This is a genomic window from Micromonospora cabrerizensis (genome assembly GCF_022230955.1).
GTDB lineage: Bacteria > Actinomycetota > Actinomycetes > Mycobacteriales > Micromonosporaceae > Micromonospora > Micromonospora cabrerizensis.
In genome coordinates this window covers 17,222-39,778 of the sequence record NZ_JAKKFI010000095.1, presented here as the reverse complement: position 1 = coordinate 39,778, position 22,557 = coordinate 17,222, and the positions used below count along the sequence as shown (strand labels likewise).

Sequence of the window (22,557 nt, the reverse complement as noted above, 5' to 3'; positions counted from 1 at the left end):
CCCGCCGACGTCGCACCCGCCGGGTCCGCCGACGCCGCGCCCGATCGGGTCGCACCCGGCGGGATGCGCGCCGACAACCAACCGGCCGCCGCCCCGGCCGGCGGGTGGGCGCTGCCGGAGACCCGGTACGCCCACCGCGACTCCATGATCACCAAGTCGGAGGTGCGCGCCCTCGTCGTCGCCCGGCTGCGCCCCCGACTCGGCCGGCTGATCTGGGACGTCGGCGCGGGCAGCGGCTCGGTCGGCATCGAGTGCGCGCTGCTCGGCGCGGCCGTGCTCGCCGTCGAACAGGACCCCGAGGCCGGCGCGACCGTCCAGGCCAACGCCGCCGCGCACGCCGTGCACGTCCGGCTGGTCACCGGACGAGCCCCGGCGGCGTTGGCCGGCCTGCCCGAACCGGACGCGGTCTTCGTCGGCGGTGGCGGCGCCGACGTCCTCACCGCCGTGGTGGCCCGCCGACCCGAGCGGGTGGTGCTGACCCTGGCCGCCCTGGACCGGGTCGCACCGGCCGTGCACCTGCTACGCGCCGCCGGCTACACGGTCGAGGGCGTTCAGCTCTCCGCCGCCCGCCTCGCCGACCTGCCCGGCGGGTCGATCCGTCTCGCGGCCACCAACCCGGTGGTCGTCCTCACCGGGGAGCGCCCGTGCCTGACCTGACCGTGACCCCCCGGATCGGGCTGGTGGCGGCCACCGCCGCCGGCCGACGGCACGCCGGGACCCTGACCACCGTCTGGCCGCACGCCCGGCTGGTCGAGGGGGAGAGCGTGGCCGACGCGCTGCGCAGCGCCTGGGCCGAGTGCGACGCCGTGGTCGCGTTCCTGGCCACCGGCGCGGTGGTGCGGATCCTGGGGCCGCTGCTCACCGACAAGCGCAGCGACCCGGCCGTGGTGGTCGTCGACGAGGCCGCCCGGCACGCCGTGGCGCTGCTCGGCGGGCACGCCGGCGGCGCCAACGACCTCGCCGAGCAGGTCGCCGCGGTGCTGGACGCCCGACCGGTGATCACCACGGCCACCGACGCGGTCGACCTGCCGGGGCTGGACACCCTCGGCTGGCCCGTGCAGGGCGCGGTCGCCGCGGTGTCCCGGGCCATCCTGGACGGTGAGCCGGTCCGGCTGGTCGCCGACGCCGACTGGCCGCTGCCCGCCCTGCCCCCGAATGTCCGGGCCACCGACGAGGACGCCGCGGAGGCCGGTTACCGACTGCTGGTCACCGACCGGGTGGTGCCGCTCGACGAGCGGACCGCCGTGCTGCGGCCACCGTCGCTGGTCGCCGGGGTGGGCGCGAGCCGGGGCGTACCGGCCGCCGAGGTGGGGGAGCTGCTGCACCGGGTGCTGGCCGAGGCCGGCCTCGACCCGGCGAGCCTGCGCTGCCTGGCCAGCGCCGACGTCAAGGCTGACGAGGCGGGCATCCTGAGCACCGCCGACGCGCTCGGCGTACCCCTGGTGACCTGGCCGGCGACGCGGCTGGCCACCGTCGACGTGCCGCATCCCAGCGAGGTGGTCCGCGCCGCGGTCGGCACGCCGAGCGTGTCGGAGGCGGCGGCGCTGCTCGGCCCGGCGGGCCGGCCGGACGACGCCACGCTGCTGGTGGGAAAGACCGCGACGGCGATGGCCACCGTGGCGGTGGCCCGGCACGCGCCGCGCGGCCGGCTCGCCGTGGTCGGGCTCGGGCCGGGCGCGGCCGACCTGCGCACCCCTCGGGCGGTGGCCGAGCTGCGACGTGCGGCCGTGGTGGTCGGCCTGGACCAGTACCTCGACCAGGTCCGCGACGTGCTCCGCCCGGGCACCCGGGTGCTGTCCAGCGGGCTGGGCGCGGAGGAGGAGCGGGCCCGCGCCGCCGTCGCCGAGGCCGTCGCCGGCCGCGCGGTCGCGCTCGTCGGGTCCGGCGACGCCGGGGTGTACGCGATGGCCAGCCCCGCCCTGGAGTACGCCGACGAGCGGATCGACGTGGTGGGTGTGCCCGGGGTGACCGCCGCGCTGGCCGCCGGCGCGCTGCTCGGCGCCCCGCTCGGCCACGACCACGCCTACCTGAGCCTGTCCGACCTGCACACTCCGTGGGAGGTCATCGAGCGTCGGGTGACCGCGGCCGCCGAGGGTGACTTCGTAGCGGTGTTCTACAACCCGCGCAGCCGGGCCCGCGACTGGCAGCTCGGCAAGGCGCTCGGCATCCTCGCCGCGCACCGGCCACCGGACACCCCGGTCGGGGTGGTCCGCAACGCCAGCCGCCCCGGCGAGCGGCTGCACCTGGCGACGCTGACCACCCTCGACCCGAGCGTGGTCGACATGTACAGCGTCGTGGTGGTCGGCAACAGCGACACGAGGCTGGTCGCCGGCCGGATGGTCACACCCCGGGGGTACCGATGGCGCTCGTGACGATCGACGCCTGCCAGGGCTGCGGCGCCTGCCTGCTCACCTGCCCCACGCACGCGATCCGGCCGGTCCCCGGTGGCCTGACGGTCCGCGCCGACCGCTGCACCGGCTGCCTGGAGTGCCTGGAGATTTGCCCGGTCGACGCGATCCGCGTCGTCGCTGGCCCTGACGCGATTCGCGTCGTCGCTGACCCTGACGCGATCGGCGTCGTTGCTGGCCCTGACGCGATTCGCGTCGTCGAGCCCGACCCCTGCGAAGGAGCCCGATGAGCCGGGTGGTGCATCCGATCGAGGTCGAGTCGTACCGCATCCTGCGCGAGCGGGTCGACCTGTCGCACCTGCCGCCGCTCTGCCGAGCGGTGACCGAACGTGTGGTGCACGCCAGCGCCGACCTCGCGTACGTCGACGAGCTGGTCTGCGACGAGGCGGCCCTGGAGTCGGGGCTGGCGGCGCTGCGGGCCGGGGCGCCCGTGGTCACCGACGTGGCGATGGTCGCCGCCGGCATCACCCGGGCCGGCCTGGAGCTGGTCTGCCCGGTCGCCGAGCCGGCCGCCGCCGAGCTGGGCCGCTCGGCCGGGATCACCCGCTCGGCGGCGGCTGTGCGGATTGCCCTGACCCGGGTCGGCCCGGGCGCGGTCTGGGTGGTCGGCTGCGCGCCGACCGCGCTGGTCGAACTACTCACCCTGGACGCCGCGCCGGCGCTGGTCGTCGGCCTGCCGGTCGGCTTCGTGGGCGCCGCCGAGTCGAAGGCGGCACTGCGGGCCAGCGGCCTGCCCGGGGTGTCCAACGTGGGCGAGAAGGGCGGCTCGGCGGTCGCCGCCGCCGCTCTCAACGCCCTGCTCTACGTCGAGGAGAAATCATGACCGGGTTGGTCATCGTCGGGCACGGTACGCGCAGCGCGGCCGGGGTCGACCAGTTCGCCGCGCTCGTCGAGCGGGTCCACCGTCGCGGTGACGTCGGCGACGTGGAGGGCGGCTTCATCGAGCTGTCCCGCCCGCCGCTGACCGACGCGGTCGGCGCGCTCGTCGCACGCGGGCACCGGGCGCTGGTGGCGCTGCCGCTGGTGCTCACCGCCGCCGGCCACGGCAAGGGCGACATCCCCGCCGCGATGGCCCGCGAACAGGAGCGTCACCCCGGGCTGAGCTACCGCTACGGCCGCCCGCTCGGCCCGCACCCGTTGCTGCACGACGCCCTCGAACAGCGCATCGACGCGGCGCTCGCCGACGCGGCGCCGACCGGTGCCGACCGGGCCGACGCAGCGCTGGTCGACGCTGCGCTGGCCGATGCCGACCGGGCCGGCGCTGCGCTGGTCGACGCTGCGCTGGCCGATGCCGACCGGGCCGGCGCTGCGCTGGCCGATGCCGACCGGGCCGGCACGTGGGTCGCGTTGATCGGGCGGGGTTCCACCGACCCGGACGCCAACGCCGAGGTCGCGAAGGTCGCCCGGCTGCTCTGGGAGGGACGTGGCTACGCGGGCGTCGAGCCCGGCTTCGTCTCCCTCGCGCAGCCGTCGGTGCCGGCGGTGCTGGAGCGACTGCGTCGCCTCGGCGCGCGGCGGATCGTCGTCGCGCCGTACTTCCTGTTCGCCGGGGTGCTGCCGGACCGGATCGTCGCCCAGTCGGCGGAGTTCGCCGCCGCCCACCCCGACCTCGACGTGCGGGTGGCCGAGGTGATCGGCGACTGCGACGCCCTCGCCGACCTGGTGCGGGAGCGCTACGCCGAGGCGCTGGGCGGGGACATCCGGATGAACTGCGACACCTGCGCGTACCGGGTGTTGATGCCCGGCTTCGCCGACAAGGTGGGCCGCCCGCAACGCCCGCACGACCACCCCGACGACCCGGTCGGCCACCACCATCACCACGGGCACGACCACCACCACGACCACGGGTCGGTCGCGGTGGTCGGCGGCGGGCCCGGACCCGACGACCTGATCACGGTACGCGGAAAGGCCCTGCTCGACGCCGCGGACGTGGTGGTGGTCGACCGGCTGGCCCCGCAGGGTCTGCTCGCCGGGCTGCGCCCCGACGTGCTGGTGGTGGACGCCGCCAAGGTGCCCCGTGGCCCGTCGATGGCCCAGGAGGCGATCAACGCGGCCCTCGTGTCGCACGCCCGCGCCGGCCGGCGGGTGGTCCGGCTCAAGGGCGGCGACCCGTACGTCTTCGGACGTGGCCACGAGGAGGTGCAGGCCTGTACGGCGGCCGGCGTGCCGGTGACAGTGGTCCCCGGGGTGAGCAGCGCCATCGCCGCACCGGCACTGGCCGGCGTGCCGGTGACGCACCGCGGCGTGGCGCACGACGTCACCGTCGTGTCCGGACACCTGCCGCCCGGGCACCCCGACTCGCTGGTCGACTGGGCGGCGCTGGCGCGGGCCCGGGGCACCGTCGTGTTGCTGATGGCCGTCGACACCATCGCCAAGATCGCGTCGGTGTTGATCGAGCACGGCCGGGCCCCGGAGACCCCGGTGCTCGCCGTGCAGGACGCCGGGCAGCCCGACCAGCGGTCGCTGCCCGCCCGGCTGGACGAGATCGGCGCGGTCGCCGCCCGGGAGGGAGTCGGTCCACCCGCCGTCTTCGTCCTCGGCCCGGTGGTCGCCCTCACCACCACCGGGCCGACGACCTGACGGTCACTCGCTGCGGGCGGTCTCCGGGCCGGTGATCCGTTCCAGCAGCGGCAGGGTGGAGGCGATGACACCGAGGCAGGCGGCCAACCCGACGACGACGATCACGGAGAAGCGTGGCTCCGGCGCGATCAGCGTGTAGCCCATCTGTGCCCGCAGGAACAGGTGGGCGGCGAGCAGGCCCATCCCGATGGCGACCGCGGCGACGGCGAGCATCGGCACGGCGCTCTCCAGCGCGACCACCCGGCGCAGGACACGCACCGGTGCGCCGCTGAGGCGCAGCAGGCTGAACGGGCGTCTGCGCTCGGTGAGACCGCCGATCACGCTGACCGCGAGGCTGCACCCGCCGAGCGTGAGGCTGGCGATGATGATGACGTTGGCCAGTTGTTCCCAGCCGCGCAGCGTGTTGGCGAACTCCGACTCGAAGTCACCGGGCACGTTCGGCGCCACCCGGAAGGCGGGCAGGGCGGTCTCGAGCGCGGTGCGCGAGCGCTCGATGGTGGCGGCGGAACCGTCCGTGTCGACGACGATCGACATCACCGGCAGCTGTCGGAGTTCGCCGAGTGGAACCGATGCGGCGGGCCAGACCCTGGTGGACGACGCCGACTCCCGGAAGGGGATGAGACCCGTCGCTACCTCGGCGACGGCGGCGCCCTCGGCGCACCGGCCGTACGCGCTCGGGATCTCGGCGCACGCGATCAGGCCGGGCTCGCTGGCGCTCATCCAGTCCGGGTTCTCGCGCACCGCAAACGCGGACCGCACCCCGGTGATCGAGCGTAGGTCGGTGAAGAGCGAGTCAGGCGCCGCCGGTGCGTCCTCGGGGAGGTAGAGAGACACCTGTCCCGCCTCGGTCGAGCCGACCGGCGCCGGGCCGCGGTTGGCGACGATCGTGGTGATCACGCCGACGGCCACGGTCGTCACGAAGAGCGCGAGCATGATGCCGCTGATCGCCCGGAAGCCGGCCTTCGGGTTGTCGGCGAGGCGTCGCGCGGCGATGAGCGTGGCGGGGCGGCTGGCATACCGGGCCATCACCCGGGCACCGACCATCGTCAACCACGGGCCGGCCAGGATCAGGCCGGCCATGATGAGCAGCAGGCCGGGAAGGAACACCGCGGCCTGGCCGTCGGAGGTCGGGGGCCGGAACCCGATGGCGAGGAACAGCACGGCGACACCGAGCATCATCGGGATCAGCCGGTACGCCCGCGGGGCGCGGGGAGTGACCCGCCGGGTGACGCCCAGCGGTGAGATTCGTACGCGGCGCAGCGAGAACTGGGCCGCCGCCGCCGCGCCGGCCGGGGCGCCGAGCGCGACGAGCAGGATGTCCAGCACGCCCAGCGACATGTCACTGGGGAAGAACGGCATGCCGGTGAACGGGATGTCCGCCATCGCGCCGCGCGACGCGTAGAACAGGATGAAGCCGAGGGCGGTGCCGGCGACGGCCGCGGTGGCCGCCTCGACCGCCGCGACCACCGAGATCTGCTTCGGGGTGGCGCCGACCAGGCGCATCGCGGCGAAGCGTTGCTCCCGGCGGGCCGCGTTGAGCCGGGTGGCGGTGCCGACGAAGATCAGCAACGGGAACAACAGCCCGCCGGCGATCACGCCCAGGATGAGGTTCATCGTCGTCTCGGGCAGCGCGGGAGTGTCACCGACGGTGGTGCGCTGCATGGCGAGAGGCAATCCGGCCACCTCGTCGGGGGTGCCACCCCGGATGACCAGCAGGGTGTCCGGTGAGGTCAGGCCGGCCGGCCCGACGGTGCCGATGTCGCGCCCGGGGTAGCGGTCAGCGAGTTGGTCGGCCGGGTGGGCGGCCAGCAGCTTCCGCAACGCGGGCGAGGTGTAGTACTCCCCGGGCCCCGGCGTGCTCCGGATGCCGGTCGGGGTGGGCGCGTCCGGGCCGGTCGCGGCGACGTCGATCCGAATGATCTGCTGGCCGTGGAAGTAGTCCTCGCGCGTCGACCACCACAGGGGATCGGCGTCGCCGCCCGTCGAGGCGTTGGGATAGATGGACGCGTACCGGGTGAGCTGGGCGTTGACCGCGTTGATCCCGGCGAGGGTGGTCAGCAGCAGTCCGCTGCCGATCGCCACGGCGGCGGCGATGACGAGCAGGCGGGTGAGCGCCTCACGGCCGCCGGCCACGGCGAGGCGGAGCCCGAAGCGGATCATGAGGCGATCCGGTCCGGCGCGTTCACGCGCCCGTCGCGGACCATGACCTCGCGGTCGGCGTACGCGGCGATCCGGGCCTCGTGGGTGACCAGGATGACCGTGGTGCCCTGCTCGCGGGCAGCGCCGACCAGCAGGTCCATCACCTCCTCGCCGGTGAGCGAGTCGAGCGCGCCGGTCGGCTCGTCGGCGAAGAGCACCTGCGGCTCGGCGACCAGGCCGCGAGCCAGGGCGACCCGCTGTGCCTGCCCGCCGGACAGCTCACCCGAGCGCCGCTGCTCCAGGCCGTCCAGGCCGAGGCGCGCGAACCAGGCACTCGCCTTCGGCAGTGCCTGCTTGCGGTGTACGCCGCTGAGCAGCAGTGGCAGCGCGACGTTCTCGACGGCGGTGAGCTCGGGGACGAGCTGGCCGAACTGGAACACGAAGCCGAAGCGGTCCCTGCGCAGGCTGCTGCGCTGGGTCTCGGTCATGGCGTGGACCCGCGCTCCGTCGAAGATGATCTCGCCGGAGTCGGGCACGAGGATGCCGGCCAGGCAGTGCAGCAGGGTGGACTTGCCGGAGCCGCTGGGGCCCATGATGGCGAGAATCTCGCCGGCGTCGACGGAGACGCTGGCGCCGCGCAGCGCGGGCGTCTGGCCGAAGGAGAACTCCACGTCCCGTGCTTCGATCACGACGCTCATGGCCGCACCGCCTTCCGCAGGGCGTCCAGCCGGGCGCCGGTCATCTCGATCCACCGGAGGTCCGCCTCCAGGTGGTACAGGCCGTGGTCGGCGAGCAGCGCGTCGACCAGACTGCCGTCGCGCTTGATCTCGGTGAGCTCGCGCATCCGGTGCAGGTGCGCGCTGCGCTGGGTGTCGAGGTACTCGTCGGCGGGACGGTCGAGCATGAGCGCGAGCACGACCTTGGCGAAGAGCACCGTCTGCAGGTGCGGTTCCGGGTCGACCGGTTGGGTCAGCCACTGCTCGACCTCGGTCGCGCCCAGGTCGGTGATGATGTAGCGCTTGCGGTCGGGGCCGGAGCCGGGCGCGACGTCGCTGATCACCACCTTGCCGTCGCGGCCCAGGCGGCTGAGGGTGGAGTAGACCTGGCCGAACGGCAGCGGTTTGCCCCGGCCGAAGAAGGCGTCGTAGTCGCGCTTCAGGTCGTATCCGTGGCTGGGCTCTCGTTCGAGGAGGCCGAGAAGGGTCAGTGGCACGCTCATGGGAGGAGACTACACCGGGGGTATACCTCGCGTATATACCCCCGGTGTGCTCTCGGTGGGTCCCCTGCTCGGGAACGGTTTCCCGAGGTCAGCCGGTCAGGGCGCGGGCCAGCGCATAGCCGGCGCTGGCCGCGGCGAGCCCGGCGGCGACGCTGCCCGCGACGTTGGCCAGGGCGAGGAGCCGGTGACCGCCCCGCGCCAGCCGCACCGTCTCGTAGCTGAAGGTGGAGTAGGTGGTCAGCGCGCCGCAGAACCCGGTGCCGAGCAGCGCGGTGACCGCCGGGTCGGCCGGCCACCCGACGAGCCCGCCGAGCAGCAGCGACCCGATCACGTTGACGGTCAGCGTGCCCCAGGGGAACGCCGAGGCGTGCCGGGACTGCACGGCCCGGTCGGTGAGGTAGCGCAGCGGCGCGCCGACGGCCGCCCCCAGGGCGATGAGCAGGACCGTCATCAAGCTGCCCCCCGGCGCAGCGGCAGGGTCATCAAGCTGCCCCCCGGCGCAGCAGCACGGTCATCGAGCCACCCTCCGACGCAGCAGCGCGGCGGTCACGGCGTCGCCGAGCCCGACCGCGGCGAGTGCCCCGAGCAGCGTCGCCGCCAGGTACGCCAGCGCGGTGCCCGGCGCGCCCGCGACCAGCGCCTGTTGGATGTCGACCGCGTAGGCGGAGAACGTGGTGAACCCGCCGAGCACCCCGACCCCGAGGAACGGGCGAGCCAGGGGATGCCCGCCGCCGAGGTGTCCGAGCACCGCCATCAGCACGCCGATCAGCAGGCAGCCGGACGTGTTGATGGTGAACGTCGCCCAGGGGAAGCCGGTCGGCGGGTGCGGGGCGGCGTGTTGCAGGCCGGCCCGGGCCAGCGCACCGAGCACCCCGCCGGCCGCGATGGCGAGGAGGATCGTCGCGGGGCGAGTGGTCAGCTCGCCCCGGTCGGCGTCGACACGGAGGTCGACGTCGGCGTCGGTGCGCGGGTCCGGCGGCTGCTCTGACACGGGTTCTCAGCGTACTGCCGGCGGCAGCGGCGTCAGCGCACTCCCGGCGACAGCGGCGTCAGCGTACTGCCGCGACTGCGGCGTCCGCTCCGCCCCGCCACACGGTGCCGACCTCACTGAACCCGGCCGCGGTGAGCGCGGCGAGGTGCCAGGAGACCGGCGGGTTCCACTCCGGGCTGTGCCCGGTCGGGTAGATGTCGTGGCGCTCGGTGACCAGCGGCGCCAGTGCCGGGTCCGCCCCGGCCTGCTTCCACCAGTCCGCCCAGGACAGCAGCGAGCCGGCCGCGTACCGGGCGTTGCGTCGGTCCCTCGCCCGGTCCATCAGCCGCTTGGTCAGCTCCGGCAGGGTGTCGTCTGGCATGTGGTCGGCGTTGACGAAGACGCCGCCCGGTCGCAGCACGTCCCGCAGCTCGGCGTAGAGCTGCCCCAGCCGGTCGGCCGGCAGCCAGTGCAGGGCGGTGGCGGTGAGGACGGCGTCGTACTCGCGGTGGGGGAGCGCGGAGCGCCAGTCGGGGGTGCCGAGGTCGGCCGTGACGATGGTGGCCCGGTCGGCCAGCGACGAGCGGGCGATGGCGAGCAGCGCCGGGTCGAGGTCCACCAGGGTCGCCTCGGCGCCGGGGAAGCGCGCCAGCGTACGCAGCGAGATGCTGCCGGTGCCGCCGGCCAGGTCGAGCACGCGTGGCGGTCGACCGTCGAGGACCGCGTCGACGGTGTCGAGCATGGCGGTGAACCGGTGTTCCCGGTCCGGTAGGTAGGCCTCCTGCTGACGGTCCCAGCTCTCCTGCCAGGCCCACGGATCCGTGATGTAAGGACTCATGACGGGAAGGCTAGTTACCGTCCGGGTGCGCTGTCCAGACCTTGTTGCACATAACTTGCAATTGCGAGAAGATGGCAGGGCGATGATCAGGGTGACGCCGGGTCGGGCATCCGCCCGCCCCGGCGTCCTCGTGTCAGCGCGGTCAGGCCGCCGTGTCCACCAGGGCCGCGTCGGCCTTCGCCGGCTCCTGGCGCCGGGCCAGCCGCAGCGCTGCGAGCAGGACACACAGGCCGGCCAGGGTGAGCGCGGCGCCGGCCCAGATCGGCGAGGTGTAGCCGAAGCCGGCAGCGATGGTCACCCCGCCGATCCAGGCGCCCAGCGCGTTGCCGAGGTTGAACGCGGCGATGTTCGCCCCGGACGCCAGCGTCGGCGCCTCGTGGGCGTACTGCATGATCCGCATCTGCAACGGCGGCACGGTGGCGAACCCGAACCCGCCCATCAGCACCAGCGCGACGATGGTCAGCACCGGGCTCGTCGCCGTCAACGCGAAGCCGGCGAGCACCACGGTGAGCACCGCCAGGACGGTCACCAGGGTGCGCGACAGCGACCGGTCCGCCGCCCGACCGCCGAGCAGGTTGCCGGCGAAGAGCCCCACTCCGAAGAGGACGAGCAGCCACGGCACGGTGCTGGTGGCGAAGCCGCTGACCTCGGTGAGCGTGTAGGCGATGTAGGTGAACGCACCGAACATCCCGCCGAAGCCCAGGACCGTGATCACCAGGGAGAGCCAGACCTGCGAGTGGGTGAAGGCGCGCAACTCGCCGCGTAGGCCGGTGGTCGGGCGGTCGGCGTCGGCGGTGGCGCGGCCGGGGACGAGCAGAGCCAGCCCGATCAGCGCGACCACCCCGATGGCGGTGATCGCCCAGAACGTCGACCGCCAGCCGAAGTGCTGCCCGAGGAAGGTGCCGAAGGGCACGCCGAGCACGTTCGCGATGGTCAGGCCGGCGAACATCATGGCGATGGCGCCCGCCCGGCGAGCCGGTGCGACCAGGCCGGCGGCCACCACGGCACCGATGCCGAAGAACGCGCCGTGGCAGAGCGCGGCGACGATCCGGCCGGCCATCATCACGGCGTAGTCGCCGGCGACGGCGGAGAGCAGGTTGCCGATGATGAACAGCACCATCAGGCCGAGCAGCACCGGCTTGCGCGGCAGTCGGGTGACCGCCGCGGTGAGGACGACCCCGCCGACGGCCACGCTGAGCGCGTAGCCGGAGATCAGCCAGCCGGCCACCGGTTCGGTGACCGCGAAGTCGGCGGCCACCTCGGGCAGCAGCCCCATGATCACGAATTCGGTGAGCCCGATGCCGAAGGCGCCGATGGCCAGCGCGATCAGGCCGGGTGGCAGGGACTTTTGGCGTACGGACATGGTCTTCCCATCGGGGAGGGGGCAGATGCGCGGCGCGTGCAACTACACGCGTCAACAACGAAATACTTGCACGCGCTTTATATCGGCGCAAGCGTGGTAGCCTGGGGCAGGCCAGATCACACCCGAGGAGGGCCGGCATGGGCATCGCCGACGACGCGGTCGAGATCCGCGCGCAGGGCTGGCGCACCCTCGCCGCCCTGCACGGGCTGATCGAGACGTCCCTGGAGCGGGCGTTGCAGGGCGGCCACGACCTGTCCGTCGTCGAGTACACGGTGCTCGACGCGCTCTCCCGCCAGCACGGCTGGCACATGCGGATGAGCCAACTCGCCCGCGCCGCCGCGCTCTCCGGCAGCGCCACCACCCGCCTGGTCACCCGACTGGAGCAGCGCGGTCTGCTCACCCGCATCCTCTGCGCTGACGACCGGCGCGGCATCTACACCGAGCTGACCGCGGCCGGCTCCGAGCTGCTCATCCAGGCCCGCCCCACCCACGACCGGGTGCTCAGCGAAGCGCTCGCCGAGGCCGAGGCCACCCCCGAGCTGGCCCCGCTGGTCGACGCCCTGCACCGACTGCCGGCCGCCCGCTGACCGCCCCACCAGCCCGGGCGACGGCGGGCGTACGGTACCCGCAGCCCCACCGGGACCGCCGCGCCAAGGAGGCACGCGATGCAGGACCGCACCCCTCGTGCGGAGGAGCTGGAGCCGATCGAGCGCGCCGGCATCGACGAGCTGCGTGACCTGCAACGTGAACGGCTGCGCTGGTCGTTGCGGCACGCGTACGACAACGTGCCGCACTACCGCCGGGCGTTCGACGCGGCCGGGGTGCACCCCGACGACTGCCGGGACCTCGACGACCTGGCCCGCTTCCCGTTCACCGGCAAGGCGGAGCTGCGGGAGAACTACCCGTTCGGCATGTTCGCCGTCCCCCGGGAGCGGGTGGCCCGGCTGCACGCCTCCTCCGGCACCACCGGACGACCGACGGTGGTCGGCTACACCCGTGACGACCTGCGCACCTGGGCGAGACTGATGGCCCGCTCGATCCGCGCCTCCGGTGGCCGTCCCGGCGACCGGGTGCACGTCGCGTACGGCTACGGGCTCTTCACCGGCGGCCTGGGCGCGCACTACGGCGCCGAGGAGCTGGGCTGCACCGTCATCCCCGTCTCCGGCGGCATGACCGAGCGTCAGGTGATGCTGATCCGCGACTTCGAACCCGAGGTCATCATGGTCACGCCCAGCTACATGCTCGCCATCGTGGACGAGATGCAGCGCCAGGGCGTCGACCCGCGCGCCACCTCGCTGCGGGTGGGCATCTTCGGGGCGGAGCCCTGGACCGAGGACATGCGTCGGGAGATGGAGCAGCGACTGGACATCCACGCGGTGGACATCTACGGGCTCTCCGAGGTGATGGGTCCCGGCGTGGCCACCGAGTGCGTCGAGACCAAGGACGGGCTGCACGTCTGGGAGGACCACTTCTACCCGGAGATCATCGACCCGGTCACCGGGGCCGTGCTGCCCGACGGCGAGCGGGGTGAGCTGGTGTTGACCTCGCTGACCAAGGAGGCGATGCCGGTCGTGCGCTACCGCACCCGCGACCTGACCCGGCTGCTGCCCGGCACCGCCCGCCCGATGCGCCGGATCGAGAAGATCACCGGTCGGACCGACGACATGATGATCGTGCGCGGGGTGAACATCTTCCCCACCCAGATCGAGGAGCTGATCCTGCGGACCCCGCAGCTGTCGCCGCACTTCCAATGCGTCCTCGATCGGCAGGGCCGGTTGGACACCCTGACCGTGCGGGTGGAACGACGGGTCGGGATCGACGCGGACGCCGCCGGACGCGCCGGGGCGACGCTGGTGCAGCTGGTGAAGAACACCATCGGTGTGAGCGTGGCCGTCGACGTGCTCGCCCCGGACGCCGTGGAGCGGTCGATGGGCAAGATGCGCCGCATCGTCGACCAGCGGGCCGCCGGCTGACGCACGCCGGTCCTGGCACGACTCGACCAGATCTGGCCGGGGCCGGGAGAGGCCCCACAGGCGTACGCCTGGTGATCCGGGCCCGCGGGACGGCCACGGGCCCGCGCAGCCGCCGTGGTCGACATAGGATCCTGCCCATGCGTGTGCTGGTGGTCTCCGCGCCCCTGGTCGGGCACGTCTTCCCGCTGGTGCCGCTCGCCGTCGCGCTGCGCGACGCCGGCCACGACGTGTTGCTGGCCACCGGGGGCGGTGGCCTGTCCGCCGCCGACGCCGGTCTGCCCGTGCACGACATCGCGCCGGGCTTCGACTTCGGCCGGATCGCGCTGCGGGTCCTCCCACGCCATCCGCTGATCGCACGCGCCGAGTTGGCCGGCACCGCCGGCACCCGGGGCGCCGGCCTGCTGTTCGGCGCGCTCAACGACCAGCTCACCGACCCGGTGGTCGCGTTGGCCACCCGGTGGCGACCGGATCTGGTGCTGCACGAACCGTTCGCGGTCGCCGGCGCGGTGGCCGCCGCGCGGCTCGACGTGCCGGCCGTACGCCAGGAGAACGCCCTGTTCGACGGCCGGGACCTGGTCCGCGCCACCGTCGCCCGACTCGGCGGCGCACTGCGCCGGCACGGCCTGGGCGAGCTGCCGCCACCCGCCGCCGCCCTCGCCGTGGCCCCGCCCAGCGTGGCCGAGCAGGGCGGTTGGCCGATGCGCTACACGTCCTTCGTCGGCGGTGGCGTGCTGCCGGCCTGGCTGCGCGAGCCGGGTGACCGGCCCCGGATCCTGGTCACCCGCAGCACCCTGACCGGCCCTGGCGACCGGGGCCCGATGCCCGCCGTGGTGGCCGCCGCCGCCGAGGTGGACGCCGAGATCGTGCTCGTCCGCCCGGACGAGCGGTCGGCGCGTTCGTTGCCCCCGAACGTGCGGGTGGTCGACTGGATTCCGCTCGACGAGGCGTTGCCGGCGAGCGCGGCGCTGGTCCACCACGGCGGGGCGGGCAGCGCCCTCGGGGCCCTCGCCGCCGGCCTGCCGCAGCTGGCCACCGTAGGTCCGGGGGACCGGCGGCACAACGCCGAGCTGGTGGCCCGTCGGGGCGCCGGCCTGGCCCTGCGCCCCCGGGACATCACCGCGCAGGCGCTGACCCAGCTGCTCACCGACGACGGCCTGCGCGCCGCCGCGGCGCAGGTCAGCCAGGAGATCGCCGCGATGCCTCCACCCGCCGACCTCGTCGCGCGCCTGGCGGCACTGGTCTGAGGGTCGCCCCGCGTGGCCGCACCGGGCGCGCGGCCGGCTGCGGCAGGATGACGTGATGCGACACGTCGTGCTGTTCCACTCCGTGTACGGTCTGCGGCCCGCCGTGCGCGCCGCCGCCGACCGGTTGCGCGCCGCCGGTCATCAGGTCACCACCCCCGACCTGTACGGCGTACCGGCCACCGACACCGTCGAGGAGGGGTTCGCGCTGCTCGACAAGGTCGGCCAGGAGGTGGTGCTCGACCGGGCCCGGGCAGGGCTGCGTGACCTCCCACCTGCGACGGTGCTCGCGGGCTTCTCGATGGGCGCCGGTGTGGCCGGGGCGCTGCTGGCCGAGCGCCCCGACGCCGCCGGCCTGCTCCTGCTGCACGGCACCGGTGGCGCGCCGGACGCGGTTCGGGCCGGGTTGCCGGTGCAGCTGCACCTCGCCGACCCGGACCCGTACGACGCGCCGGACGAGGTCGACGAGTGGCAGCAGGCGCTCACCGACGCCGGTGCCGATCTGACGGTCTACCGCTACCCCGGGGTGGGGCACCTGTTCACCGACCCGGACCTGGCCGAGCACTCCCCGGACGCCACCGCGGCGACCTGGCCGCGGGTGCTGGCCTTCCTGGCCGCTTGCTGAGTGCCCCGCCGTCGGCCCCGCAGCCTGGGCTGTCGCCGGCCTCGCTCAGCGCGCGCCGGCGCCGATGCGCGGGGGTGTGGCGGTGCCGTGCACCCGCTTGGCGTGGGCCGCGAAGAGCCGGGGGGCGACGAGCGGCATGAGGAGCCGGGCGGGCAGCGGGGCGTGCGCCAGCACCGCCTTGATCACCTCGGGGTCGCCCTCGTACATGGCCAGGCCGAAGGCCAGCGGCAGCTGCTTCTTCGGGGTTCCACCCATCCCGTGCTCGCCGAGCTCCATCCACTCCGCGGCGGTGACGTGCCGTTGCGCCAGCGGCAGGATCTCGCTCTCCTCCAGGGCCATGTGCTCGATCAGCGCGGTGCGCAGGTGCTCGAACGCGTCGGCGAGCTGCTCACCGCCGCGTCCCGTACGGCGCCACTCGGGGAGAAGGGCGACCACCGCGGCGTGGGCCTCCTCGATGACCTGGTGCTGCGCCTCCATGGTGGGCACGATGGCCGCGGCCTCCTCGCCGCCGCGCTCCAACAGCCGGGGCCACAGCAGCAGGTCCTCACCCTCGTGGTGCAGGTGCAGGGTGTTGCACAGCATCTCGGCGTGAGCGCCCACGACCTCCGCGCGGCTCACGTCGCCCGGCGCGACGTCGCGGACGAGCTGCGGGAGCAGGCTGAACTCGCGACGGAACACGGTGTGCGCCATGTACATGTCGCGCACGTCGGCCATGGTTTCGCGGTGGTTCTGGTTCACGGTGACCTTTCGAACATCAACTGACACAGATCTGTTGATCATGCTCGGTGGCACTTGGAACCGGCTTGGAACCCACCAACCGCCGAGGTCAGTCGGCCAGCGCCGCCGTCGCCTCGGCCAGCCAGTGCGGCGACTCCCACCGGCGGGCCACCCCGGCCGCCAGCGTGAAGTGCCGCGTCGCCTCCTCGGGGCGGCCCAGCAGCCGGAACAACTCCCCGAGCGTCAGCGCGACCGGCCGCACCACGGCCGCGGTGGTGGAGAAACCGGCCAGTTGGTCGCGTACCGGGAGCAGGGCGTCGATCAGCGGCTGGGCCAGGTCCCGCCGGCCCAGCGCCACGACGACCATCCCGCGCACGGTGAGCAACGCCGACTCGAAGTAGTCCGGGCGGTAGGTGTGTCGCCCGATCGGCATCGCTCGCGCCTCGTCCACCCGCCCGCCCTCGATCAGCGCGAGCGCCAGCAGGTCGTCCACGATCGGCCCCAACGACCCACGGATGCGGCGGGTCGCCTCCAGATGCTCGCCGAAGAGTCCCTGGCTGATCAGCAGGGTCGCCACGGAGAAATAGTGGAAGGCCTCGGCGTGCAGCGAACCCTGTCGTCGCATCTGCACGGCCACCTCGTCGTAGTGCCGTCGCGCGGCGGTGAAGTCACCGGCGATGTGCGCGAGGGCGCCCAGCGCGCACAGGTGGATCACCTGCCCCTCGTGGAGCTGGTACGTCTCGGCCAGCCGACCCTGCCGGGCGACGCTGACCCGAAGCTCGGCCGGCTCGTTGAGCGCGGCGGCGGCATGGCCCAGCACCTGCTCGGCGACCCAGCGGTAGGTCACCAGCCCGTGCTCGTCGGCGAGGTCGCGCAGTTCCAGGGCCAGCTCTCGACGGTGCGACGCCTCCCGCTCGTAGCTCATGGTCCGGACCCGGGCGGCCAGCCCCAGGGCGCGCAACCCGGGGTCGTCCAGCCGCCGTGCGATCGCCAGCGCCTCCCGCCCGGCCGTCACGCCCCGGGGATCCGACTCGCCGTCCAACTCGGTGGCCAGTGCGTCGAGTAGTCGACAGCGGTCGACCGGGTCCAGCCCGTCGGCCCGCAGCAGCCGGCTGAGCAACTCGACGACCCGGTGGTCCACCACGCCGTACGCGTGGGTCAGCCACGGTGTGGGGACCGTCCAGGCGGTGAACGCCGCGACCAGCAGGTCGTCCCGGTCGGACGCGACAGCGACGTCGACGGCCCGGGCGCGGGTCGCCCGGGCGGCGGCCACCGCACCGGCCCGGGCCTGGGCGCGCAGCAGCCGGCCGAGCAGGTCGACCCGCAGCGCGTCGCGGTCCCCGACCACCGTCGCCGCGGCGTCGACGGCGTTGCCGAGCACGTCGATCGCGGCGTCGTACGCGTACCGCCGCTCGGCCAGCTCGGCGGCGCGGACGGCGTAGTCGACGGCCAGCGGCGCGGTGTCGGGCGACGCCGCGCGGGCGTAGTGGTGCGCCAGTGCCGGGTAGTCGTCGGGTGTCAGCCGGCGGGTGGCGGCGGCGACCCGGGCGTGCAGGTGGGTGCGGCGCAGGTGGGGCAGGTCCGAGTAGATGGTGTCGCAGACCAGGCCGTGCACGAAGCGCACCCGCCCGGGTGCCGGTTCGGTGAGCAGGCCGGCGGTCAGCCCGACCTCCACCGCTTCGAGGGTGGACGCCTCGTCGGTATCGGCCGCGTCGACCAGGGTTCGCAGGTCCGCCTCCCGCCCGAGCGTGGCGGCGAGCCGCAGCACCGAGACCGCCGACGACGGCAGGCGGGAGAGCCGGCGGCGCAGCACGTCGCGTACCCCCTCGGGCACGTCGGAGGTGGCGACGAGCGTGCCCTCCGCGGCCAGCAGCCGTGCCGACTCGCGGACGTAGAACGGGTTGCCGCCGGTGCGCTCGGTCAGCGCGGCGACCGTGTCCGCGTCGAGGCGGGTCTGGGCCAGCGCGCCGAGCAGCCGCTCGACCTCGGCCATGGTCAGACCGTCCAGCTGGACCCGGTGGGGTGACCGGCGGGCCAGGACGGCCATGGTGTCGGCGAGTCGCTCTCGGTTGTCGGTGGGCCGCAACGCCACCACGAACAGGACGGCGCCGATGGTCAGTTCGGTGACGCTCTCGAGCAGGAGCAGCGTCTCGGCGTCGGCGGCGTGCAGGTCGTCGAGGACGACCGCGACCGGTCTGCGGACCGCAGCCGCGCCGAGCCAGGCACCGACGGCACGGTGCAACCGGAATCGGCCAGCGGCGACGTCTCCGCCCGCCTCGCCGTCACCTCCACCGAGCAGCGGGGCGAGCGCCGCTGCGAGATCTTCCGGCGGCGCCTCCTCGGCGAGCTGCCGCAGCGCCTCGACCCACGGCCAGGCCGGTGGGGCGCCCTCGACCTCGGGGCAGCGGCCGACGGTGACCAGCCAGCCGCGTACGTCGAGCGCCTCCCGGAACCGGGTGAGCACCGTCGTCTTGCCGGCTCCGGCCTCGCCGCTGACGAGCGCGACCCGAGGTCCGCCCGCCACTGCCTCGGTGGCCGCCTGCCCGAGCGTCGCCAGCTCGGCCTCCCGCCCGACGAACACCTCCTCCGAGCCAGGTCGCCGAGCGTCGACGCGGGCCGCCGTCACGGCCACCGGTGGGAGCAGGTCGAGGCGCTGGGTCAGGATCGCGGACTCCAGCTCGACCAGCGCCGGGCCCGGGTCCAGCCCGAGCTGGTCCGCCAGGGTCGCCCGCGCCCGACGCAGCGCGGCGAGGGCGTCGCCCTGCCGGCCGGTCCGCCACAACGCCAGCGCCAGCAACCGCCAGCTCTCCTCCCGCAGCGGCGCCTGCCGGGTCAGCACCTCCGCCTCCGGCACCGCCTCTGCCGCGTCGCCGCAGCGCACGGTGACGTCGAGCAGCAGCTCGCGGGCGGCGAGGCGCAGCTCCTTCAACCGCATCACCTCCGGCTGCGCCCACGGCTCCTCGGCGAACTCGGCGTACGCGGGCCCGCGCCACAGGTCGAGCCCGGTGCCCAGCAGCCGGCGTGCCCGACGCGGGTCGGCGGCGTTGACCGCGCGCGCCTCGGCGAGCAACGCCTCGAACCGTCCGGCGTCGACCGCGTCGGCGGGGACCCGGATCGCGTAGCCGGGCGGCGCGGTGATCAGGACCCGCCCCGGCGCTCGGCGCTCGCGGGCCGGCTCCAGGAGCCGGCGCAGGTGTGACACGTACGCCTGGAGGGAGGCGATCGCCCGCGGCGGTGGGTCACCCCGCCACAACTCCTCGATCATCCGACCTACGGAGACGACCTCGCCTCGTGCCGCCAGCAACAGCGCGAGCACGGCGCGTTGGCGGGGGCCGCCGAGGTCGACCGGTCCGCCTGTGTCGACCTCGACCTCAAGCGGCCCGAGCACCCGTAGCAGCATGGCTGGGCCGATCCTAGTCGCCCCGTGGGTGGCCTGGGCGTCCGTGCCGTAGGACGACCCTGCTGCGCCGGCCGGCAGGGGGTGGGCGCGGCGTCCAGAATGTGCGGCATGGAGTTCCTGTGTTACCACCGCGACCGGCCCGACTCGGCGACGCTGCGCGACAACCTGCTGGCCGCGCACTGGGCCTACATGGACGGGTACGCGGCGGAGATGATCGCCCGCGGCCCGACCCTGTCCGGTGACACGGCCACCGGCAGCGTGCACATCGTCGACCTGCCCCATCCGGCCGCCGCGCGGGCGTTCGCCTTCGACGAGCCGAACTACCAGGCCGGCGTGTACCGGGATGTGCTGCTGCGCCGGTGGCGCAACACGCTGGGCCGCACGATGTGGGACTTCCCCGGCGGTCGGACCGGCGGCAACCGGTACCTGGTGCTCGGCCTCGGCGCGGGGCCGGCCGTCGACCTGGCCGTGCCGCCCGACCCGGACGAGCTGATCGCGTACGGGCCGCTGCTGTCCGACGACGGCGACACCTGGCTCGGCACCGCCGCGCTGCTCCGGGCGGCGACCCCGGACGCGGCGCGCGCCATCCTGACGGTGGACCGGTACGCCGACGTCGAGGTGCACCCCTGGCAGTTCGGCGGGCGACCGACGTGACCCCTCAGGCGGAGGTGGCCAGACCGTTCGGCCAGCGCAACGACGGCGGGCGGGGTGCGGCACGCACGACCCTGACCGGTGGGCCGACGCCGACAGGCGCGTCCCGTTCGGCTGGCTCCGGCACGGCAGGCAGCGCACGGAGGGTCGCGGGGGCCCGGTCCACGTCCGTTGGCCAGTGCCCGCCCGTGTTGGTCGGTGTCGCGGACGCTCGGGTCGGCGGCACGTCACCGGCGGACGCGACGGCGCGCAGCCGGCGGGCACCCGCCGGGCGGTTGGTCTCCCGGGTCGGCGTGGCCGGTGGAGTCACCATCGTCGCGGTGGGAAGACGTCGGCGCGGCGGTTCGGCGCGGGGCGACGAGAGCGTCGGGGCCACCGCGGCGAAGACGGCGTCGGGGCGGCCAACCCGGGAGCGAACGCGAACGGCGTCGAGACGCACCACGTCGGCAGGGGACTCTGCGACAGGCTGATCCGCGGTGCGACGGACCGCTGTGGGGTCGGGGGCGTCCGGGCGGGCGGCGTCGAGGTGCGTCGCCTCGCCGGCCCGGCGACCGAAGACGGCCCGCAACGCGCGGGGCAACCGCTCGACGGCGACCTGGCGCAGCGCGGGCGCGGCGAACGCGTACCCGTCGACGCGCCGGGGGAGCAGCAGCCCGGCGGTGACCAGCCCGCGCAGGGCCGGCGCGGACCGGCCGGGCGCCCACCCGAGGGCCCGGTCGACGGCGGCGCCGCGGATCACACCGCCCACGGTCGCGGCGGCCATCAGCACGGCCCGCCGTTCACCGTCGAGGTGGTCCAGCTCCGCGCCGACGGCCCGGCGGACCGCGTCGGGTAGCGCGACCGTCACCCGGTCGGCGCCCTCCATGATGGACCGGACGTACTCGGCCGCGTGCCCGGGACGGCCGCCCACCAGTGGCAGTAGTCGGTCGGCCAAGGTCACCGGTTGCCCGGCCCGGGTGAGCAGGTGGCGCAGCAGCCGCCCGGACTGCACCGTGGCCAGCGGACCGATCGTCACCCGCCGGGCCGGGCTGGGCCGGGTGTCGGCCCACTGCGGTTGGTGCAGGGTGATCAGGGCCAGTGGCAACCCGCGTGCCGTCGCCGTGCTGAACAGCGCGTGCAGAAAGCGGCTCATCGCCGGTGCCGCCCGGTCCACGTCGTCCACGGCGACGATCAGCGGCTGGTGCGCGGCCAGAGTCAGCAGGACGTCGCGGCAGATCGCCGCCCCCGCCAGCGCCGCCGACGAGCCGTCCGGGGTGGTCAGGAACCGTTGCAGGGCCGGGATCGCCGCCGCGACGCGCTCCGGCGGGAACAGCGACGTCAGGGCGGCCACCAACCGGTCGTGGACCACCGCCGGGCCGTCGCCGTGCCGCACCCCGGCGAGGCCGCGCAGCAGCTCGGCGGCCGGCGCCATGACCTGATCGGGGTACGGCTGGCAGGTCGCCACACACCAGCGCACCGGCACGTCGTCCACCGTGGTCAGCCCACGGGTCAACTCGTGCAGCAGTCGGCTACGGCCACTGCCGGTGGGGCCGACCAGCGAGATCCAGCGCGGGTCCTGCTCGCGGATGGCCCGGCTCAACTGGTCGCGGATCGTGGCCAGCTCGCGGCGGCGACCGATCAGGGGGCCGTCGTGCCGGTCGGTGCCCGGGCGGACCGGCCCGACGGCGTGCCACACCGGCATCGGCGGCACCCGGCCGGCGACCGGCACCGGCGTCAGCTGACGCTGGGTGATCAGGCCGACGGTGGCCCGGGCGGTGGCCGCACAGAGCGCGACGGCGCCGGGTGGCGCGTACTCCTGCAGGCGGGCCGCGGTGGTGATCACCGCGCCGCTGGCCACGCCGTGCCCGCCACTGACCGCGCCGCCCAGGTCGACCACGACCTCGCCGGTGGCGACACCGACGCGGACCCGCAGTCTGCTGTCGCCGGTCATCGGCCGGCGGTCCAGCGCGGCCTGGATCTCGAGCCCGGCGCGCACCGCCCGGTACGCGTCGAAGCCGTCCGAGTGCCGGGCGCCGAAGAGCGCCATCACCGCGTCGCCGACGTACTTCTCCACCACCCCCTGCCAGCGGTGCAGCACACCGGCGACGGTGTCGAAGTAGGCCCGTTGCAACGCCCGGACGTCCTCCGGGTCGAGGCGGTCCACCAGCGCGGTGGAGCCGACGATGTCCGCGAAGAGCACGGTGACGGTGCGTCTCTCCTGGGGCACCGGCCAGTGCGGGGTCGCGGTCCGCAGCGCGTCGACAGTGGTGGTGGTCATGGGTATCGCACCGGCCCTTCTCCCCGCTCGTGCCTGATGACCTCCGGAGATTGGCATTCCTGGGCTCACGGGGGATCTGCCGAACGACGTATGTCGGCCACCCGCAACCTTTAGTCGCAAAGTCGACGCGAGGAGTACCACAAGCGACGTATGGCCGTAGAACGGTGAGGGGCCCT

19 protein-coding genes and 2 pseudogenes are annotated in these 22,557 nt (G+C 74.5%); 11 read left to right on the top strand and 10 right to left on the bottom strand.

The features are described from left to right. The 6 genes and pseudogenes from cbiT to cobA form a co-directional block, all read left to right on the top strand. Positions 1-657, top strand: a 657-nt coding sequence (cbiT, locus tag LADH09A_RS25745) for a precorrin-6Y C5,15-methyltransferase (decarboxylating) subunit CbiT (RefSeq protein WP_238648115.1), incomplete at its 5' end; no start/stop codon positions are given. Then, positions 645-2,372: a precorrin-3B C(17)-methyltransferase gene (gene cobJ / locus LADH09A_RS25740; RefSeq protein WP_238648114.1), complete on the top strand. Its 1,728-nt coding sequence runs from the start codon at positions 645-647 to the stop codon at positions 2,370-2,372. The genes cbiT and cobJ, both read left to right, overlap by 13 nt. Continuing rightward, positions 2,360-2,638 carry a DUF362 domain-containing protein gene (locus LADH09A_RS25735; protein WP_238648112.1) on the top strand — a complete coding sequence of 93 codons (279 nt, stop codon included), beginning with the start codon at positions 2,360-2,362 and terminating at the stop codon, positions 2,636-2,638. The genes cobJ and LADH09A_RS25735 overlap by 13 nt, the downstream gene beginning before the upstream one ends. After that, positions 2,635-3,231, top strand: a complete 597-nt coding sequence (locus LADH09A_RS25730; RefSeq protein ID WP_238648110.1) for a precorrin-8X methylmutase — start codon at positions 2,635-2,637, stop codon at positions 3,229-3,231. Before LADH09A_RS25735 ends, LADH09A_RS25730 begins: the two co-directional genes overlap by 4 nt. Further along, positions 3,228-3,578: pseudogene (locus LADH09A_RS32000) on the top strand (sirohydrochlorin chelatase); the annotation flags it as partial. The gene LADH09A_RS25730 and the pseudogene LADH09A_RS32000, both read left to right, overlap by 4 nt. A 135-nt stretch (positions 3,579-3,713) precedes the next feature. After that, a pseudogene (cobA, locus tag LADH09A_RS25725) lies at positions 3,714-4,988 on the top strand (uroporphyrinogen-III C-methyltransferase); the annotation flags it as partial. A gap of 3 nt (positions 4,989-4,991) precedes the next feature. Here cobA and LADH09A_RS25720 read toward each other — a convergent pair. The 7 genes from LADH09A_RS25720 to LADH09A_RS25690 all read right to left on the bottom strand — a co-directional run bounded on the left by LADH09A_RS25720 (position 4,992) and on the right by LADH09A_RS25690 (position 11,517). Beyond that, on the bottom strand, positions 4,992-7,148 hold the full coding sequence (locus LADH09A_RS25720) for an FtsX-like permease family protein (RefSeq protein ID WP_238648106.1): 2,157 nt from the start codon (positions 7,146-7,148) through the stop codon (positions 4,992-4,994). Next, positions 7,145-7,825, bottom strand: a complete 681-nt coding sequence (locus LADH09A_RS25715) for an ABC transporter ATP-binding protein (protein ID WP_238648104.1) — start codon at positions 7,823-7,825, stop codon at positions 7,145-7,147. The genes LADH09A_RS25720 and LADH09A_RS25715 overlap by 4 nt, the downstream gene beginning before the upstream one ends. Beyond that, positions 7,822-8,346: a PadR family transcriptional regulator gene (locus LADH09A_RS25710; RefSeq protein WP_238648103.1), complete on the bottom strand. Its 525-nt coding sequence runs from the start codon at positions 8,344-8,346 to the stop codon at positions 7,822-7,824. The genes LADH09A_RS25715 and LADH09A_RS25710 overlap by 4 nt, the downstream gene beginning before the upstream one ends. An 88-nt stretch (positions 8,347-8,434) precedes the next feature. Next, positions 8,435-8,797 carry a fluoride efflux transporter CrcB gene (gene crcB, locus LADH09A_RS25705; protein ID WP_238648102.1) on the bottom strand — a complete coding sequence of 121 codons (363 nt, stop codon included), beginning with the start codon at positions 8,795-8,797 and terminating at the stop codon, positions 8,435-8,437. A 60-nt stretch (positions 8,798-8,857) separates the two neighbouring features. Beyond that, the gene (locus LADH09A_RS25700) at positions 8,858-9,337 is read right to left on the bottom strand and encodes a fluoride efflux transporter FluC (RefSeq protein WP_238648101.1); all 480 of its coding nucleotides are present in this window, start codon (positions 9,335-9,337) and stop codon (positions 8,858-8,860) included. A 58-nt stretch (positions 9,338-9,395) separates the two neighbouring features. Then, a complete protein-coding gene (locus tag LADH09A_RS25695) occupies positions 9,396-10,154 on the bottom strand; it encodes a class I SAM-dependent methyltransferase (protein ID WP_238648100.1) in 759 nt (252 codons plus the stop codon). 142 nt (positions 10,155-10,296) lie between these two features. Continuing rightward, positions 10,297-11,517, bottom strand: a complete 1,221-nt coding sequence (locus LADH09A_RS25690) for an MFS transporter (protein WP_238648099.1) — start codon at positions 11,515-11,517, stop codon at positions 10,297-10,299. 137 nt (positions 11,518-11,654) lie between these two features. Here LADH09A_RS25690 and LADH09A_RS25685 point away from each other — a divergent pair, with 137 nt between their 5' ends. The 4 genes from LADH09A_RS25685 to LADH09A_RS25670 all read left to right on the top strand — a co-directional run bounded on the left by LADH09A_RS25685 (position 11,655) and on the right by LADH09A_RS25670 (position 15,356). After that, positions 11,655-12,104, top strand: coding sequence for a MarR family winged helix-turn-helix transcriptional regulator (locus LADH09A_RS25685; protein ID WP_238648098.1), 450 nt, complete (start codon positions 11,655-11,657; stop codon positions 12,102-12,104). A gap of 78 nt (positions 12,105-12,182) precedes the next feature. Continuing rightward, positions 12,183-13,490, top strand: coding sequence for a phenylacetate--CoA ligase PaaK (gene paaK, locus LADH09A_RS25680; protein WP_238648097.1), 1,308 nt, complete (start codon positions 12,183-12,185; stop codon positions 13,488-13,490). A 137-nt stretch (positions 13,491-13,627) separates the two neighbouring features. After that, positions 13,628-14,734 (top strand): nucleotide disphospho-sugar-binding domain-containing protein, encoded by a 1,107-nt coding sequence (locus tag LADH09A_RS25675; RefSeq protein WP_238648096.1) that lies wholly within the window; start codon positions 13,628-13,630, stop codon positions 14,732-14,734. A 55-nt stretch (positions 14,735-14,789) separates the two neighbouring features. After that, a complete protein-coding gene (locus LADH09A_RS25670) occupies positions 14,790-15,356 on the top strand; it encodes a dienelactone hydrolase family protein (RefSeq protein WP_238648095.1) in 567 nt (188 codons plus the stop codon). Between the two features lie 45 nt (positions 15,357-15,401). Here LADH09A_RS25670 and LADH09A_RS25665 read toward each other — a convergent pair whose 3' ends face one another. Both LADH09A_RS25665 and LADH09A_RS25660 read right to left on the bottom strand, forming a co-directional pair. Further along, on the bottom strand, positions 15,402-16,052 hold the full coding sequence (locus LADH09A_RS25665; protein ID WP_238648117.1) for a hemerythrin domain-containing protein: 651 nt from the start codon (positions 16,050-16,052) through the stop codon (positions 15,402-15,404). Positions 16,053-16,182: 130 nt separating this feature from the next. Then, complete coding sequence (locus LADH09A_RS25660) at positions 16,183-19,473, bottom strand: ATP-binding protein (RefSeq protein WP_238648094.1); 3,291 nt, start codon at positions 19,471-19,473, stop codon at positions 16,183-16,185. 108 nt (positions 19,474-19,581) lie between these two features. Here LADH09A_RS25660 and LADH09A_RS25655 point away from each other — a divergent pair, with 108 nt between their 5' ends. Beyond that, a complete protein-coding gene (locus tag LADH09A_RS25655) occupies positions 19,582-20,127 on the top strand; it encodes a YciI family protein (protein ID WP_238648093.1) in 546 nt (181 codons plus the stop codon). A 4-nt stretch (positions 20,128-20,131) separates the two neighbouring features. On the opposite strand, the gene LADH09A_RS25650 is transcribed toward LADH09A_RS25655, so the two are convergent. Then, positions 20,132-22,381 (bottom strand): adenylate/guanylate cyclase domain-containing protein, encoded by a 2,250-nt coding sequence (locus LADH09A_RS25650; RefSeq protein ID WP_238648091.1) that lies wholly within the window; start codon positions 22,379-22,381, stop codon positions 20,132-20,134. Positions 22,382-22,557 lie beyond the last annotated feature (176 nt).